Source organism: Kordiimonas sp. SCSIO 12603, assembly GCF_024398035.1.
In the GTDB taxonomy this organism is placed as follows: domain Bacteria; phylum Pseudomonadota; class Alphaproteobacteria; order Sphingomonadales; family Kordiimonadaceae; genus Kordiimonas.
Window position 1 is genome coordinate 3,494,023 of sequence record NZ_CP073748.1, and the last position, 15,603, is coordinate 3,509,625.

At 47.5% G+C, this 15,603-nt stretch carries 16 protein-coding genes; 5 read left to right on the forward strand and 11 right to left on the reverse strand.

The window, feature by feature from the left end; translation table 11 throughout:
• Positions 1 to 102 precede the first annotated feature (102 nt).
• Positions 103 to 699: an isoprenylcysteine carboxylmethyltransferase family protein gene (locus tag KFE96_RS16340; protein ID WP_255833608.1), complete on the forward strand. Its 597-nt coding sequence runs from the start codon at positions 103 to 105 to the stop codon at positions 697 to 699.
• A gap of 60 nt (positions 700 to 759) precedes the next feature.
• Here KFE96_RS16340 and KFE96_RS16345 read toward each other — a convergent pair whose 3' ends face one another.
• The 4 genes from KFE96_RS16345 to KFE96_RS16360 all read right to left on the reverse strand — a co-directional run bounded on the left by KFE96_RS16345 (position 760) and on the right by KFE96_RS16360 (position 4,746).
• Positions 760 to 1,008 carry a hypothetical protein gene (locus KFE96_RS16345; protein ID WP_255833609.1) on the reverse strand — a complete coding sequence of 83 codons (249 nt, stop codon included), beginning with the start codon at positions 1,006 to 1,008 and terminating at the stop codon, positions 760 to 762.
• Positions 1,009 to 1,099: 91 nt separating this feature from the next.
• Positions 1,100 to 3,124: a TonB-dependent receptor gene (locus KFE96_RS16350; RefSeq protein ID WP_255833610.1), complete on the reverse strand. Its 2,025-nt coding sequence runs from the start codon at positions 3,122 to 3,124 to the stop codon at positions 1,100 to 1,102.
• Positions 3,072 to 3,473 carry a cytochrome c gene (locus KFE96_RS16355; protein ID WP_247017074.1) on the reverse strand — a complete coding sequence of 134 codons (402 nt, stop codon included), beginning with the start codon at positions 3,471 to 3,473 and terminating at the stop codon, positions 3,072 to 3,074. Before KFE96_RS16355 ends, KFE96_RS16350 begins: the two co-directional genes overlap by 53 nt.
• Entirely contained in the window at positions 3,460 to 4,746 is a 1,287-nt protein-coding gene (locus tag KFE96_RS16360; RefSeq protein ID WP_255833611.1) for a sorbosone dehydrogenase family protein, read from the reverse strand. Before KFE96_RS16360 ends, KFE96_RS16355 begins: the two co-directional genes overlap by 14 nt.
• 79 nt (positions 4,747 to 4,825) lie before the next feature.
• Between KFE96_RS16360 and KFE96_RS16365 the strand changes: the two genes are divergently transcribed.
• Positions 4,826 to 5,443, forward strand: a complete 618-nt coding sequence (locus tag KFE96_RS16365; RefSeq protein ID WP_255833612.1) for a nitroreductase — start codon at positions 4,826 to 4,828, stop codon at positions 5,441 to 5,443.
• On the forward strand, positions 5,440 to 6,852 hold the full coding sequence (locus KFE96_RS16370; RefSeq protein ID WP_255833613.1) for a protein adenylyltransferase SelO family protein: 1,413 nt from the start codon (positions 5,440 to 5,442) through the stop codon (positions 6,850 to 6,852). The genes KFE96_RS16365 and KFE96_RS16370 overlap by 4 nt, the downstream gene beginning before the upstream one ends.
• Here the strand turns inward: KFE96_RS16370 and KFE96_RS16375 are convergent.
• The 5 genes from KFE96_RS16375 to KFE96_RS16395 all read right to left on the reverse strand — a co-directional run bounded on the left by KFE96_RS16375 (position 6,837) and on the right by KFE96_RS16395 (position 12,429).
• On the reverse strand, positions 6,837 to 7,295 hold the full coding sequence (locus KFE96_RS16375) for an ABA4-like family protein (RefSeq protein ID WP_255833614.1): 459 nt from the start codon (positions 7,293 to 7,295) through the stop codon (positions 6,837 to 6,839). The genes KFE96_RS16370 and KFE96_RS16375 overlap by 16 nt on opposite strands.
• Complete coding sequence (locus tag KFE96_RS16380; protein ID WP_255833615.1) at positions 7,296 to 7,694, reverse strand: DUF3574 domain-containing protein; 399 nt, start codon at positions 7,692 to 7,694, stop codon at positions 7,296 to 7,298. It lies immediately after the preceding gene.
• A 59-nt stretch (positions 7,695 to 7,753) separates the two neighbouring features.
• A complete protein-coding gene (locus KFE96_RS16385; protein WP_255833616.1) occupies positions 7,754 to 9,151 on the reverse strand; it encodes an aldehyde dehydrogenase family protein in 1,398 nt (465 codons plus the stop codon).
• Positions 9,139 to 10,797: an acetolactate synthase large subunit gene (locus tag KFE96_RS16390; protein WP_255833617.1), complete on the reverse strand. Its 1,659-nt coding sequence runs from the start codon at positions 10,795 to 10,797 to the stop codon at positions 9,139 to 9,141. The genes KFE96_RS16385 and KFE96_RS16390 overlap by 13 nt, the downstream gene beginning before the upstream one ends.
• 123 nt (positions 10,798 to 10,920) lie before the next feature.
• The gene (locus KFE96_RS16395) at positions 10,921 to 12,429 is read right to left on the reverse strand and encodes an FMN-binding glutamate synthase family protein (protein WP_370650602.1); all 1,509 of its coding nucleotides are present in this window, start codon (positions 12,427 to 12,429) and stop codon (positions 10,921 to 10,923) included.
• 201 nt (positions 12,430 to 12,630) lie between these two features.
• Here KFE96_RS16395 and KFE96_RS16400 point away from each other — a divergent pair, with 201 nt between their 5' ends.
• Positions 12,631 to 13,392, forward strand: a complete 762-nt coding sequence (locus KFE96_RS16400; protein WP_255833619.1) for a S9 family peptidase — start codon at positions 12,631 to 12,633, stop codon at positions 13,390 to 13,392.
• A gap of 24 nt (positions 13,393 to 13,416) precedes the next feature.
• Here KFE96_RS16400 and KFE96_RS16405 read toward each other — a convergent pair whose 3' ends face one another.
• Complete coding sequence (locus KFE96_RS16405; RefSeq protein ID WP_255833620.1) at positions 13,417 to 14,304, reverse strand: sulfotransferase family 2 domain-containing protein; 888 nt, start codon at positions 14,302 to 14,304, stop codon at positions 13,417 to 13,419.
• Positions 14,304 to 14,777, reverse strand: coding sequence for an iron-sulfur cluster assembly scaffold protein (locus KFE96_RS16410; RefSeq protein WP_255833621.1), 474 nt, complete (start codon positions 14,775 to 14,777; stop codon positions 14,304 to 14,306). The genes KFE96_RS16405 and KFE96_RS16410 overlap by 1 nt, the downstream gene beginning before the upstream one ends.
• A gap of 191 nt (positions 14,778 to 14,968) precedes the next feature.
• Between KFE96_RS16410 and folE the strand changes: the two genes are divergently transcribed.
• On the forward strand, positions 14,969 to 15,598 hold the full coding sequence (gene folE, locus KFE96_RS16415; RefSeq protein ID WP_255833622.1) for a GTP cyclohydrolase I FolE: 630 nt from the start codon (positions 14,969 to 14,971) through the stop codon (positions 15,596 to 15,598).
• The last annotated feature ends 5 nt before the right edge of the window (positions 15,599 to 15,603 follow it).

Below are 15,603 nucleotides of genomic sequence, written 5' to 3' on the forward strand. Positions count from 1 at the left end.
GAAACATTCATAGCGCAGGCCTATAAAAAACACCTTGATTCTGTAGTTGCTACAGATTTTATTATCCGTAGCGTTTCAATTATACTGCTACCGGAGACGCATATGTTCACTGCAGAATTCATCGTATTATGGGGCCCAGTTGCCCTGATCAACATTGCCCTTATTTGGGGGTTTTCTCGTATCCTGTTCCTTTCCAGAAAAGAGAGCGTGTCCGTGCTCTCCGTCCTTTCAAAAAAGAAAACACGTTCTGAAAGCATGGCATCAATCGTCGCAATTGTGTTGGATGGCTATCTGCTCGTACGGCCGTTCATTCCGAAGCTGGATCAGCTGGTTTATAGTTTCACCCATCCATTTTCTGTATTTGGAGTTACGCTTATGGCACTCGGTATTGGCATCGCCATCTTGAGCCAAATTGATATGGGTAAGAGCTGGCGTATCGGCATTCCTGAAAATAAAGAAGATAGCCAGAACCTTATCACAAGCGGCCTATACAATTACAGCCGCAACCCGATTTATGTGGGCATTATGATTTTCGTGATCGGCGCAGCGCTAGCTGTATCAGGGCCTATTACGATTTTCTCCATGTTAGCTACCGCTATCCTCATTGGAAAAATCATCGAAGATGAAGAGGCCTTCATGCGCCAATCATTCGGTGAAGAATATGATTGTTACTGCAAGCGTGTACGTCGCTGGCTTTAAGTATAAAAATAGCCGGCTCTATTAAATAGGCCGGCTACATTTGTTTAGCTTATTGAGGGTCTAGCCTTCTTCAGCATCAACCGAACGGCAACCATATGTAAGGCCGCCACCTTGTGCACGGTTATCTTCCACAAAGATTTGCATCTCTGTCGGGCAGCTGAACTCATCACGATCACCAGATGGTAGCGTTACAGTCAGGTAATTGTTGTGATGATCATCATAGCGGCCGTTACCGCCTTCGATAGATACAGCACAAGCGCCAAGCGAAAGCGCAGCAATAGTTACAAATGTAGCGTTAAGTAGTTTCATGGGTCGTCTCCTGTCGCATATGTTTTATTGATGCTTATGCACCTTAGTTATAAAGCGATCAGTAACCCGATTTCCCACTTAACGCAAGTAGCTAAAACGTTACCTCAAGACCCACCTGCCAGAAGCGGCGCTGAGCGATGGTTTCAAGGCCTGTTGCTGAAAGTGCTGAAATCACCTCAGCATCAAACAGGTTCTCAATATTAGCAAAAGCGGTAATCCCTTCTTTCACTTCAAACCTTGCTGCAGCATTCACTGTGAAGATATCATCAAGCCTGCGTTCATTCAGATCATCGTCGAACTGACCAGAACGATAAAGGCCTTCAACCTTCAACCAAGCCCCTTGCCAGCGCTTTTCCGCACTTAGTGTGAAACTATGTTTTGGTGTTTGAACTGGCCGTAAGCCTTCAAGTTCTGGCCGCGCATCAAAATCACTAATCCGGCTATCAGCAAACAGATAAGCTACCCCAAAACTTAAGCCATTCTGAAGTCCAAGAGACGCATCAAATTCAATGCCGTCTGTGATGCTTTCATCAATGTTTGCCCGTTGGCGCAGCACACCACCATTCGGTACAAACCCGCCCAGAGGGAAGAAACCAGGGCCAAAGCCTACGGTGATATTCCCTACACCATCCTTCAGCCAATTGCGGAAGAAAGTGATGTTGGCCTCCACGTTATTAAGCGGCTGATATTCAATGCCAACCTCAACGCCGTAAAGTGTTTCTGCCTCAAGGTTTGGGTTAGCTTCTGTGATATCATTGCCCACTCGGAACGGACGGTAATATTCATTCAGTGTCGGCAAGCGCCAGCTTTTATAGGCTGCACCTTTAATATCAATAGCGCCAGTGATACGGCGTTCAGCCCCGATGCGGCCAGACCATATCCAATCGCTCTGGTTTTCAATCTGATCATTTCTAACCTCAGAGCTATCTTCAAGGTTGGTTTCAACCCGTTCACCGTTATAGGTTTTGTAGCGGTCAACCCTCAGAGAGCCACTGAATGATCCCCAAGTTTCATCTGCCTGATAATCTGCGTATGCACCAACAATCCACTGATCCCCACCTGCACGGCGAACACGGGTAAAGCCTGCTCCAAGATTGCGGAAACGTTCATTGGTTTCACCACTGTTCCTGCGGCCATCAACACCCGCCTCAAAACCATGCCACTGAACACGGGCAAGGAAGCCTGCTCCCCATCCTGGGATATCAAATTGGTCTAGTACCGGGCGTGCTACTGTACGTTCATCTCGTGCTGCTACGAATACATTATTAAACTGACGGTCACGGTAATAACTGGTCACCTCATAGACTGCGCCAGAACTCGTTTCATGAAGCACCCGCAGCGATGCATCAATGGCTTCGGTTTCATTCAAACCTTCTTCAAAACCATTTTCCCGCTCTTCACGGTAGTAGCGCAGAGTTGGGAAAATCGTCGTACTGTCGCTAAGCGCGTAACGAGCCTTGATGGAAGCAGATGTTGCTTCACTGGCTGCCTTTGTATCAATGGGGCCACGCTGATCTTCGTTCAAAAGGAAAAAGCCATCGCTTTCAAAGTGTCCTGCTGTGACACTTACATAGCCCTTTTCACCAACAAGAGACAATCCGCCATTAAGGTCATAGCTATCAAAGGCACCAAGAGATGCAGAGGCAAAACCGCCGCTTTCCTCAGGCACGTCAGAAATAATATCAACCCGGCCTACAAGCGCCTGTGCACCACCTGAACCAGCCGAACCACCTTTTTGAACACGGAGTTCCTTGATCGCCTGTTTAGGCAAACCACTCCAATATACCCAACCGCCGAACGGATCAGTGATAGGCACGCCATCATACGTTACAAGCACGCGGCCAGCCCCGTTTGCACCAACACCTCGCATATTGAGGCCCTGAATAGTTGGGTGAGCACTTAAGCTGTTCGCGCGCCTGAACAGGCCAACTCCCGGCACTTCAGACAGGAGGCTATCAATTCTAAGCGCAACACTAACCTCTACATCAATTGTTGTAACGCTCTGTCCTATGGCTTTGGTTTTAAGGCGTTCGGCGGTTACATCAATTTCTTCAGGAAGACTATCAGCGCTGTTTGCGGCGAGACTGAACGTCAGTAGAGCTAACGGAGCCGCCATCGTTTTCAAAGTTGGTACGTACATAGGATGCGATTAATGCAATTTCTTCATCAGTTAAAAAATCAAAACCCGGCATTTCATTGCCGTAGTCGCTGGTGCCTGGCTCAACAGCTGCGCTACCCAAAAGGATCATATCGATTACGCCGCCCTTGGGGCCATTTGCGCGCTCGCTACCAATCAGTTCTGGTTGCAGGAACATAACGCCGCTACCGTCAATTTGATGGCATGTGCCGCAATTAGCTTCGTAAAGCGATTTACCAGTTACCTTCACGTCAGCCTCTTGAGCTGCCGCCATAGAGAAAGCCCCCACCAAAATGATGAGGGCTGATAGAATACTAATTTGCTTCATAACTCACTTTCCAAACACGCCCACCAGACATCAGACTGGAGATATAGAGCGAGCCATCCTGATCTTCTGCAAGGCCCATCGGACGGTGTTTTGCATCACGAGGAGAACGGATCTCCTGCGTACCTGCAAAACCATCTGCAAAGGTCACCCACTTACCTGTAACCTTGCCTGCAACATCCATTGGAACAAACGCCACTCGGTACCCCTGCTGAGGCATAGGTGCCCGATTCCAGCTACCATGGAATGCAATGAAGGCACCATGTTTGTATGGCTCAGGTGCTTTTGAACTTGTCATAAAGAGCAGGTCGTTTGGTGCCCAGTGCCCCGGGAAACCAGCAAGCGGCATCTGACCAATATCAGATTCGGTAGTGCCATCACCGCCATACTCAGGCATCTTCATACGCTTGCCTTGAATATGGTCATAGTAGCTATAAGGCCAGCCAATGTCAGAGCCCTTGTCTACGCGGTGGAATTCTTCCGCTGGCAATTCAGCACTTTCTTCGACAGTGAAATGCTCCGGGAAAAACTCAGCAAGTTGATCACGACCATGCTGCGCGAGATATAAGCCATCAGCATGTGGATTCCAATCAAGCGCTACAGCGTTTCTCACGCCTGTTGCGTATTTTTCCGCATCTTTCTGATGTTGGTTTTGCTCGGTCGCACTAAAGCGCCAGATACCACCAAAGTCTTCTAGAATCGGGCATGGGTTCATGCCAGGGGAGCCTTTAGTACGGGCTTTTTCCATACAAGCATTAGACGGCGCCCCAACATTTACAAACAAGTTGCCTTTACCATCAAGCGCAAAGCTTTTCGCTGCATGTTGGCGTTTTTCAATAAAACCATGTGCAATAAGCTCAGGCTTTTCTGTTGGAACGCCGCCTTCTTCCGGCAGCTTCCAGCGCATAATGCTTACATCAGTACCGAAATATAGGTACCCGTCATAAATACCGATTCCGGTACCACGTAGTTTATTACCAAAATAAAGTGTTTCATCTGCATCACCGTCGCCGTCTGTATCGCGCATAGCGACCAGACCCATACGGTTCTTCGGGCGCATCAAAGCGCCATAAAGCCAACCATTATCCGCCTTAACAATATGACGAACAAAACCAACTTCATCTGCAAATACTGTAGCTTTAAAACCTTCCGGCAGGCGAATACCTGTTTCAGGATTAACTGTGGCGCTTTCATCAACACCAAGTGGTGCCGGCCCTGCGCTCACTACCGCTGTTCCCCCAAAAACTACGGTTGCCGCTAAAATATTTTTAATCATGTCTTCCCTCTCAGCATCGGAGTGATTAGCTATAACGTAGAAAAGGGCCAGCCACTAGTTAACTGAAGGTAAAATTACCGTGCATAACGAAAATACATCCAAAGGTGTATTCAATACACCAAATCCGAAAACCTTGGACCTACTGTTAAATCGCCGTAGTGTAAAAGCCCGTGATATGGTTGGTAGCGGCCCTGATAAAGAAACTATCTCACAGATATTACAAGCTGCCATGCGCGTGCCCGACCACGGCAAACTTGCGCCCTGGCGTTTCATTGTACTTGAAGGTAATGAAAAGGAAAAGCTTGGTGATTTGATTGCTGAAGCCCTGCAGGCAGAAAATAATGCCAGCGAAACCGTTGCCGAGAAAATGAAAGGGTATGCCACACAAGGCCCTGTGCTTATTATCGCAGTATTCAGCCCATCAAGCGCACGTCCAATCCCGATCTGGGAACAGTGGCTTTCCGCAGGGGCCGCATGCCAGAACATGCTAGTTGCTGCCACCGCCCTTGGTTATGCAAGCCAGTGGCTTACCGGTTGGGCATCAACCTCCCGTCATGTGGCAAAAGGATTAGGCTTGTGTGAACATGAGCAAATAGCTGGTTTTATGTTTCTTGGCGATCACCCTGAAGAACAACCAACTGAACGCCCACGACCAGAATTTGACAAACAAGTATATTTTGGTTTCCCTGAAGCATGATTATTAGCCCAAATTACAAGCCTGAACCCACTTTTCTTACCCTTGGACAAGGATTTGGCGATGAAGTGGAAGCAGCCGACTTCCCAAAAACAATCATCCGGTACAGAAACGACCGAGCTGCCAACGAAATTGGGCTTGATGGGCTAACAGATGAAGAATGGGCAAACCATTTTGGGCGGTTTAATCCACTACCTGGCAATTTAATGGAGCCAATAGCCCAGCGGTATCATGGGCATCAGTTCAGGCATTATAATCCTGATATTGGGGATGGTCGCGGCTTTTTGTTTGCACAGATGCGAGACCAAAATAACCGTTTGATGGACTTAGGCACTAAGGGAAGCGGACGCACTCCCTACAGCAGGTCTGGTGACGGCCGCCTGACTCTTAAAGGTGGTTACCGGGAAATATTGGCAACAGAACTCTTGGAAGCACTTGGCGTTTATACAAGTCGTACACTTTCTATTATTGAAACAGGTGAAAGCCTGCACCGGGGTGATGAACCATCCCCAACCCGCTCGGCTGTTATGGTAAGGCTTAACCACGGCCATATCCGCATTGGTACTTTCCAGCGACTTGCTTATTTCACGGAAACTGAATTGATCAGTAAGCTGGTAGATTATTGCCTAACTCATTATTACAGTGAGACACCGTCTGGCTCAGCGCAAGATCGTGCGCTCAAGTTCCTCTCGTTGGTAACTGAGAAAGTTGCCATACAAGCTGCTGAACTGATGGCAGCCGGATTTGTACACGGTGTTCTCAACACAGATAATATCAATATCACAGGTGAGGTGTTTGATTTTGGTCCGTGGCGCTTCCTGCCTACAATGGACCTTGCTTTCACCGCCGCCTATTTTGACGAACACGGCCTATATTCCTTTGGTCGTCAGCCAGATGCACTGCACTGGAACATATACCAACTTGGCGGAGCACTTGCAGATATTTGCGAAGAACAGGCTTTGAAGGATGTGCTTGCCGTATATCCTGAGGTTTATCTGCGCACCATTCGGGAAAAGCTATTGCGGCGCTTGGGCATCAGGCCAAAGGGTGACAAGATTGATGATGAATTGCTCACCCATTTAAATAAATTCATGACCACAGAGAATTTCCCATACGAACGCTTTTTCTTTGATTGGTATGGCGGTAGTGCAAGCGAAGATCGTGCGATGACAGGCCCAGAGGCTCACCGCTATAGTAAGCCAAGCTATGGTGAATTTATTGCAGCGCTAAAATCTTATAATCCGGTAAATGAAGCTGCTCTAAGCAACGCGTATTTCCTGAACGGTAAACCGTGCACCATGCTGATCGAAGAGGTGGAAGAGTTGTGGTCCCACATCGCAGAGCATGACGACTGGAAACCCTTCCACCAAAAACTTGAAGCGATCAGAGAAATGGGTCAGGCACTCGCGTGATTTTCATTCAGCGCCAACCCAACGCCCTTTAGTTTACGGATGGTCATATAAATCAACAGCCCTACCGGCCCGAATACAAAGGTAAATAACTGGCTTGGTATGCGAATATACCAAGCGAAACCGTGCCGCTCAGCATCCCGACCAATCCATGCGCCCACAAACAGATCAAACACAAGATAATGCACCCAACCTACAAGAACACCGTTGGGATGACTAAAGAAAGCAGCAACACTCGCGGCATCCGACATACCAGCACCTTCAGCCGCAGCCCCAAAGAAGATACCGCGCACTAGGAATATAGTATAAACTGTACCAAATAGCAGCGGATAGAAACCGCTGTGTACGATAACCTCAGTTACTCGTGACTTAGGTAAAAACCATAAAAGTAGCCAAGCTGGTAAAACACCTAAATTGATAAATTTATAAGCCAGTTCGTATTCCATTTATCCCTCACATTTGTCATTGAGTTTGGTCACCGTCGTTTTGGAAACGGATTTCCAGCTCTCAAGCTTCGTTTTCACAACTAGTACGCTTTCTTGATCAAAACGGACTACATACCGCTTAAGTGTTTCATCAAGCTTGGCTTCACGGCAATCATCCATAATCAAGGTAATCAGGCGGGATCGTTCCTTCGCCCCTTTATAATACCCAACGGTTTCAGCTACATTGAAACCTATAAATGCCTTTGCAAACTCAGCTTCATAGGCTTGCCACTCCGCAAGAGAAACAGCGCCGCCATCAGGTTTGGACAGACCAAAGTAGATTTTATATTCGAAATCTTTGGAAAAAGCCGATGATGAAACGGCAGATAAAAGCATCAGAACAAGCAGAATTTTACGCATAAAAATACCCCCGAACTTTCATTCGGGGGCACTCTATCACTAAACTTGGTGATTGAACATTAAAGCTTGATAACGGCCATTTTGTCCTGGGTCATATCATGCATCGTATACCCAATACCACCCGTATTATAGCCAGATTGCCTGCGCCCAGCGAACGGCATCCAGTCAACCCTGAACGCAGTATGATCATTCACCATTACAGCCGTTGCATCAAAATTCTGCACAGCTTTCATGGCTACATCCAGATTCTTGGTGAACACAGATGCCTGGAAAGCAAACGGCAAACCATTAGCCTGCTTGATAGCATCATCCATATCATCATAGCTGTAAACACACACTACAGGGCCAAAGATTTCCATATTAGAAACCCGAACGTCTGCTGGCGGATCAAGAAGTACAGTGGGTGCATAAGTGGTATCACCAAGACGTTTTCCGCCAGCTAATACCTTCGCGCCAGCTTCCACCGCTTCATTCACCCATTCTTCCACCCGGTCAACTTCCTGCGGACGAATAAGCGGGCCGCAATCAACTGTCTCGTCTGTTGCGTCGCCCACCTTCAGTTTCGACGCTTCAGCTGCCAGTTTTTCAGCTACAGACTGGGCCATTGATCGCGGTGCAAACACGCGCTGTACAGATACACACACTTGTCCTGAATGATAGAAACCGCCTTTAGCAAGAAGTGGGATCATTGCATCCACATCGGCGCTCTCTTCAATTAGCACAGGAGCAACCCCGCCATGTTCAAGCGCACAGCGCGTACCCGGTGCCAGCTTGGAACGAAGCATCCAGCCCACACGCGCTGACCCGATGAAAGAAAAGAAAGCCACGCGGCCATCTGTTACCATTTGCTCGGCAACCTGATTATTACAGAGTGCAAAATGGCACCACTCCTTAGGCAGGCCTGCTTCATACAGCATATCCACAAACGCTTTACAGCTAAGCGGTGTATCACCCGCAGGCTTTACAATTACTGGACAACCCGTGGCAATAGCTGGTGCCACTTGGTGCACAATCAGATTAAGCGGGTGATTAAACGCTGACGCTGCAATCACAACACCGATTGGCTCACGCTGAGTGAAAGCAATGCGACCAGAGCCAGCAGCGGTGAGATCCATCGGGATTTCTTTGCCCGTCATCAACCCAATTTCATGGATTGCTAGACCAACACCATCAATGGCACGGTCCACTTCCACACGAGCATCAACAAGCGGCTTACCACCTTCATTTGCGATCAGGTAAGCAAGCTCATCAAAACGCGCACGCATCAGCTCGGCGAGTTTTTTGAGCACTTCTATCCGCTTATAAGCAGGTAACCACTTGCTACGGTCTGTTGCCAGACCATGGCACACATCAAGCATACCGTTAACTTCATCCCAGCCTGACATTGGTACTGAACCAATAACCTCTAGGCTATATGGATTTACTACTTCGCGCATTTCAGTGCTCATATCAGACATACCTTTTCTGCAAGCTCGTCAATAAGAACGCGCTTGTTCTCTGAATAATCCACAGGCACATCAACAAGATGCACACCGCCAGCCTGAAAGGCTTTTTCAAAGGTAGGCACCAAGTCTTCGGTGCGTTCAACCCGGTGTCCGGTTGCACCGTAGCTGTTGGCGTACTGCACAAAATCAGGGTTATTGAACTCAAGACCAAAATCTTCAAACCCGGCCTGGTTCTGCTTCCAGCGGATCATGCCGTATGAGCTATCATTAAGCACTGTCACCACAAGGTTAAGCCCTAGGCGCACGGCTGTTTCAATCTCTTGGCTGTTCATCATAAAGCCACCATCGCCGCAAATCGCCATCACCCGGCGGTCTGGATACTGGAGCGCCGCCATCATGGCAGACGGCAAACCCGCCCCCATTGTTGCAAGCGCATTATCCAAAAGCACTGTGTTTGGCTCGTAAGCTTTATAGTTTCGCGCATACCAGATTTTATAAATACCGTTATCAAGCGCGATAATATCCTTCGGGCCCATAACCTTGCGGGTATCGCCCACAAACCGCTGCGGGATAATCGGGAAACGGCCATCATCTACAAGCTCGCTTGTGTGGCTTTCAATTTCCGTACGCACTTTATTGAAGTAAGCGTCATCACAAGAAACAGCACCACCCAGCTTTTCTTCCAGACGCTCAATCGAACGCGCGAGATCACCAACAACCTCTACCTGCGGGAAATAAACTTGATCCACCTGAGCGGCTTTATAGTTCACGTGGATAACCTTCTTACCGCCTTCTTCCATGAAGAACGGTGGTTTTTCCACAACGTCGTGGCCGACATTGATAATGAGGTCAGCACGGTCAATTGCACAGTGGAGATAATCACCGTCTGAGAGTGCCGCTGTACCAAGGAATAGTTCCGAACGCTCATCAATCACACCTTTACCCATCTGAGTATTGAAGAATGGAATACGAGTAGTTTCTACAAACTTGCTAAGTGCCTCGCGTGCATCTTTGCGGTTTGCGCCTGCACCCAACAGAAGAAGCGGCATTTTTGCTTCTTTAATAAGGCTTGCAGCTTCCTCAAGCACGGTATGATCAGCCACCGCATAGTGACGTGGGTGCGGCTGCAATACTGCTTCATCCGTTTCCTCTTCAGCAATATCTTCAGGGAGTTCCAGAAGCACAGCGCCCGGGCGCTCTTCTTCAGAAACACGGAACGCTTCACGAACCAGCGCAGGGATTGTATTACCATGCACAATCTGTTTTGCCATCTTACAGATTGGATCAAAAAGGCTCACTACATCGACAATCTGGAACTGGCCCTGTTTTGACTTTTTAATCGGCTTCTGGCCTGTGATCATAATAAGAGGCATACCACCAAGGTGGGCATAGGCAGCAGGCGTTGCAAAGTTTGTGGCACCTGGCCCCAGTGTTGCCATACACACACCAGCTTTACCAGTAAGTCGGCCATATGTTGCCGCCATAAAGGCTGCACCCTGCTCGTGGCGGGTAAGTACTAACTTGATAGTTGAGGAACGAAGAGATTCCAAAAGATCGAGGTTTTCTTCACCGGGGACAGCGAAGATATATTCCACCCCTTCTGCCTCTAGGGCTCTTACAAATAGGTCAGAAGCTTTCATTGTTTTAGCCGAACTCATACTGTCCTCCTGGGGTAATAAATTGAAATAAGTGTTTGATATGGGGGTTAGCATCATCATTTAAACGGCAGGTATGGTTTCTAACTCTGCAACCTGCCGTTCGATTTTTAGATATACTGGATATTATTCAGCCGCTTTCTGAGTTTCTGGTTCTGGGTAGAGCTCATCCATAGAAACGCTTCTGCCGTTATCAAGTACGACACGTGCATGATAACGCTTTAGCTGTCTTGGTTCAGGCACGCCGCAACTGTGAGCAAGGATACCCACCTCTTTTTTCATATTCTTCGCGTAGCTTGCCACCCGCTCAGATTTCGAAGCTGGATCAAGACCGTATTGAAGTTTTTCATTGTGCGTAGTGATACCTGTCGGGCATGTATTTTTATTACACTGAAGTGCCTGAATACAGCCAAGTGCAAACATAAAGCCTCGTGCTGAATTCACGAAATCAGCACCTGCGCAATAAGCCCATGCAACTTCTGACGGATTGATCATCTTACCGCTTGCGCACACTTTAATGCGTTCACGAAGGCCATATTTTTTCAAAATATCAACAACCAGCGGAAGACTTTCACGGATTGGCATTCCCATGTTATCGATCAGGCTCATCGGAGCTGCACCTGTACCACCATCAGCACTATCAATCGTGATAAAATCAGGCGCACTTTCAATACCGCGTTCATTAATCAGTTTACACATAGTTTCAAAGAAACCATAAGCGCCAACCACCGCCTTGAAGCCCACTGGCTTCCCAGTTGTTTCGCGTACGTAATGGAGCATATCCAAAAGATCATCCACGCTGTCAATCTCGGGATGACGGTTCGGGCTGATTGCATCTTCACCCACGTTGATACCGCGGATGTTCGCAATCTCCTCATTTACCTTGGCACCCGGCAAAATGCCGCCCTTACCCGGTTTTGCGCCCTGGCTAAGCTTCAATTCGAACATTTTCACCTGTTCATGCTCCGCCACCGCTTTCAACTTTGCTTCGTCAAAACCACCTTCTGGCTTACGCACACCAAACTTGGCCGTACCAATCTGGAATACGATATCTGCACCACCTTCAAGGTGATACGGAGATAAACCACCTTCGCCTGTATTCATCCACATCCCGGCCTTTTTCGCGCCTTTTGAAAGAGCCAAAACAGCAGGAATAGAGATCGCACCATAGCTCATACCGGAAATATTGAAGGTACTATCTGTCTCATACGGATACTTACAATATGGCCCGATTTGAACCTTTGAAGGTTCTTCCGCATCTTTCTCAAGCGTTGGGAAAGGGCAGTTCACGAAATATACGGTGCCCGCAGGGCGTAAATCTCTGGACGAACCAAAAGCTACTGTTGAATCAACATTTTTAGCAGCGCGGTAAACCCAGGAACGTTCTGCGCGGTTGAAAGGCATTTCTTCTCGGTCGAGCGCGAAGAAGTACTGACGGAAAAACTCGCCAAGATGTTCAAACAGATACCGAAAACGTGCAATTACCGGATAATTGCGCCTAAGTGTACTTTCTGTCTGTGTTTTATCCCGCACGTAGGTAAAGGCAAACCACAGCACACCCAAACCGACAACGGTGATAAAAAGAAAAGATAACAGCTCAAGAAATGCTACAACAAACTCAGGAATTTGGCCCATACTCATCGTTTGTTCTCCTAATAATGAGGGAGTATCATACAACGATACCACTAAACTTTCCGCAAATAACGGACGGTAAAGAATAGTTGAGCAGTATGTTAGTTTATTTGTCCCTATATTGTTTGGGCGCACCCTACCAAAAGCGACGCAACATGTGGTGTATTGGAACTATTCGGAAATTGCATAGAAGGAAAATAAACCATGCCTGCACAGAAAATTACCTTCAAGGGAAGCCAGGGTTTCGAGCTTGCTGCTAAACTGGATACACCGGAAGGTGAACCAAAAGCTTATGCTCTTTTCGCTCACTGCTTTACCTGCGGCAAAGACCTGAATGCCATTAACCGAATTGCAAAAGCTTTAAATCAAGATGGTATTGCCCTGTTCCGTTTTGATTTCACAGGCCTTGGCCTTTCAAACGGGGATTTCGCGAACACTAACTTTTCTTCGAACGTGCAAGATTTAATCGCGGCTGCCGATTACATGAGAGAAAATCTAGACGCCCCCAGCATCATGATGGGCCACAGCCTTGGTGGTGCTGCAACACTAGTGGCAGCGCACAGCGTGCCTGAGGTAAAGGCCGTTACAACGATTGGCGCACCATTTGATAGTGTGAACGTACTGAAACAGTTCAAAAACGATCTGGATAGAATCGAAGTGGATGGTGAGGCTGAAGTAAAACTGGCTGGCCGTCCATTTAAAATGAAAAAGCAGTTTATTGATGACGCCCGCAGCCAGAATGTGGAAGAGCATATCCGCAATCTGAAAAAACCACTGATGGTGATGCACTCACCTATTGATGACACTGTAGATATTGACCACGCCCGCCGCATTTACGAAGCAGCACGACATCCGAAAAGCTTTGTATCTCTGGATAAAGCAGATCATCTACTGCTGAAAAACGCTTCAGACGGGATTTTCGCCGCCCGTATTATTAGCGCGTGGGCAAGCCAATATATCGCTTAAAGCTGCAGACTGAAAATTGGGGAATTAGAAATATTCCCCAAACAACTGGTAATCTTCTTCATATAAAGATCGAAGTGCATTTTCCGCTTCTGTCAGTTCAAATGTTTCACCATCTGATTTCATTTCATGAAGCGGTTCTATATCGATCCCCATAGATGCGGCTAATTTATTTTGAAGTTCTGAAACTCCAGCCACATTCACAACAACATCAAAGTTATTAATGTTTTCACCTGCAAAGGCCACAAGTGCATCCGTATGGTTCCGAACCGTAATGAAGGTTCTGCGGTAGGCATCAAAGTTAGCTAAAAACTCTTCATAACACGGTCGAGTTTTAAGGCCATAAAAGCTTTCTTTACCATTTGTATCTCGCACCAAATGTTCACGTTTTTCAATGTTGCCTTTATAAAAGGAGCGAACACGAGCAATTGGGTCGCGCACCACCAGCGCCGTTTTGTAACTAACATAATCCTGCCGTAAGGTATCGAAGGTGACTAACTCATGATCTTGTTCATCATGAATTTCTTCACCTTGCCTCTTTTGCCCATCAATTGACGCCATAAAATTATACATGCTGGTACAGGCACATTTGCGTACTGGAAAATAAAGCAGTTTATGTTGCTCAGATTTAACAGCATACCCTTGGCGGCTACCCACCTGTGCAAGTTCCCAAAAACCAGGCTTCCAACATATAGGAAGAACTTGCTTCAAAATCTCTGTCGCCCCGGCCTCATCACCAAAGAAAACACGCAAACGAGCAAGAAGTCGGAAAAGCCTTACATGACTATGTTCATCCACACCTTTCTGCAAAAGCTCAAAAGCTTCTTCCGCGCGCTCGTTGGCGTATAGATCGATGGCACGGCGGGCAATCTTCTGGATCTCAGGTGTAATAGGGCGCTTTTCAATAGCTTTCATCAGGCCTGCTCCGCTGCCATAAACACACCTTCCAGCACTTCGAAAGGCAGCATGACACTGCCGTGGCGTCCAGGGTGATCTTTCACAGGTGCAAGCAGCGCCAGATCACACCATTTTTCAGGGAAATTAACCTCACCTGTTTGAACCATATGGCGAAATTTTTCCGCAATACTCGATAGCTCGTCTTCCTCAAGACCAATTACATGCTGCCCCACAATTGCTGCGGCCGCCTGCCCAAGCGCACAAGCTTTAACTTCCTGACCGAATTCTTTAATCACGCCATTTTCAATCACGGCATCAGCATTAATACGGCTTCCGCAGATTCTGCTGGTTTTAGTTACATGCAAGCATTCACCCTCAAGCCGTTCGGTGTGGGGAATTCTGGTGGTCCAGCGCAGGATATCTGTGTTGTATAATTCGGTCATGATACTCGGTATTTGATCCAGATAACTGATGCTTACGTAAGACTGCATACATAAAAAACCAAGAAAAAAGAACTCTTCTTAGTTAATTGTTTTCTTCCCAAAGCACAGAAAACCTTGATTGCTTCGTTATTCTGACCATATTACTCTGTGTTTGGAGCATGCAACACCAAGAAGGAGCAGCTACAAAACCCTGGTTTCTGGATGCAGAAACCACCATACAATTTAGAAAGGAAATCCGAATGGATGCCGTACTTGAAAGAGCTGATGACAGCTCGGAACTGAAGGTAATCCCGCAGGACGCTGATGAAAGCCCAAGCCGGGCCGAGGCCGAAGCCGCGGTTCGCACACTGATTAGGTGGGCTGGCGATGATCCAACCCGCGAAGGGTTGCTCGACACTCCAAAACGTGTCGTGAAAGCATATGAAGAGTTTTTCGAAGGGTATAAAAAAGACCCTGCCGAGATTCTGTCCCGCACATTTGAAGAAGTAAACGGTTACGATGATATGGTCGTACTACGTGGTATCAAAGTGGAAAGTCACTGTGAGCACCATATGGTACCTGTGTCAGGCACCGCACATGTTGGCTATATGCCTAATGGCAGCGTAGTAGGCATTTCGAAACTTGCCCGTATTGTCGAAGCTTTTGGTAAACGCCTGCAAACACAGGAAACCATGACAGCTCAAATCGCCGATGCACTCGAAGAGCACCTTCAACCGAAAGGCGTAGCTGTAATAATTGATGCAACACACCAATGCATGACATGCCGGGGCGTGAAGCATGATGGTGTTTACACAATTACACGCCAGTTCCGTGGTTGCTTCAAGGAAGCCGATGAGGAGCGCCGTTTTTGGGATTTAATCCGCGGCTAAATTAG

What these genes read in the sequence shown, in the direction of transcription:
- KFE96_RS16340 (WP_255833608.1), top strand. Translation starts at nt 103, where the DNA reads ATGTTCACTGCAGAATTCATCGTATTATGGGGCCCAGTTGCCCTGATC.
- KFE96_RS16345 (WP_255833609.1), bottom strand. Translation starts at nt 1,008, where the DNA reads ATGAAACTACTTAACGCTACATTTGTAACTATTGCTGCGCTTTCGCTT.
- KFE96_RS16350 (WP_255833610.1), bottom strand. Translation starts at nt 3,124, where the DNA reads ATGGCGGCTCCGTTAGCTCTACTGACGTTCAGTCTCGCCGCAAACAGC.
- KFE96_RS16355 (WP_247017074.1), bottom strand. Translation starts at nt 3,473, where the DNA reads ATGAAGCAAATTAGTATTCTATCAGCCCTCATCATTTTGGTGGGGGCT.
- KFE96_RS16360 (WP_255833611.1), bottom strand. Translation starts at nt 4,746, where the DNA reads ATGATTAAAAATATTTTAGCGGCAACCGTAGTTTTTGGGGGAACAGCG.
- KFE96_RS16370 (WP_255833613.1), top strand. Translation starts at nt 5,440, where the DNA reads ATGATTATTAGCCCAAATTACAAGCCTGAACCCACTTTTCTTACCCTT.
- KFE96_RS16375 (WP_255833614.1), bottom strand. Translation starts at nt 7,295, where the DNA reads ATGGAATACGAACTGGCTTATAAATTTATCAATTTAGGTGTTTTACCA.
- KFE96_RS16380 (WP_255833615.1), bottom strand. Translation starts at nt 7,694, where the DNA reads ATGCGTAAAATTCTGCTTGTTCTGATGCTTTTATCTGCCGTTTCATCA.
- KFE96_RS16385 (WP_255833616.1), bottom strand. Translation starts at nt 9,151, where the DNA reads ATGTCTGATATGAGCACTGAAATGCGCGAAGTAGTAAATCCATATAGC.
- KFE96_RS16390 (WP_255833617.1), bottom strand. Translation starts at nt 10,797, where the DNA reads ATGAGTTCGGCTAAAACAATGAAAGCTTCTGACCTATTTGTAAGAGCC.
- KFE96_RS16395 (WP_370650602.1), bottom strand. Translation starts at nt 12,429, where the DNA reads ATGGGCCAAATTCCTGAGTTTGTTGTAGCATTTCTTGAGCTGTTATCT.
- KFE96_RS16400 (WP_255833619.1), top strand. Translation starts at nt 12,631, where the DNA reads ATGCCTGCACAGAAAATTACCTTCAAGGGAAGCCAGGGTTTCGAGCTT.
- KFE96_RS16405 (WP_255833620.1), bottom strand. Translation starts at nt 14,304, where the DNA reads ATGAAAGCTATTGAAAAGCGCCCTATTACACCTGAGATCCAGAAGATT.
- KFE96_RS16410 (WP_255833621.1), bottom strand. Translation starts at nt 14,777, where the DNA reads ATGCAGTCTTACGTAAGCATCAGTTATCTGGATCAAATACCGAGTATC.
- folE (WP_255833622.1), top strand. Translation starts at nt 14,969, where the DNA reads ATGGATGCCGTACTTGAAAGAGCTGATGACAGCTCGGAACTGAAGGTA.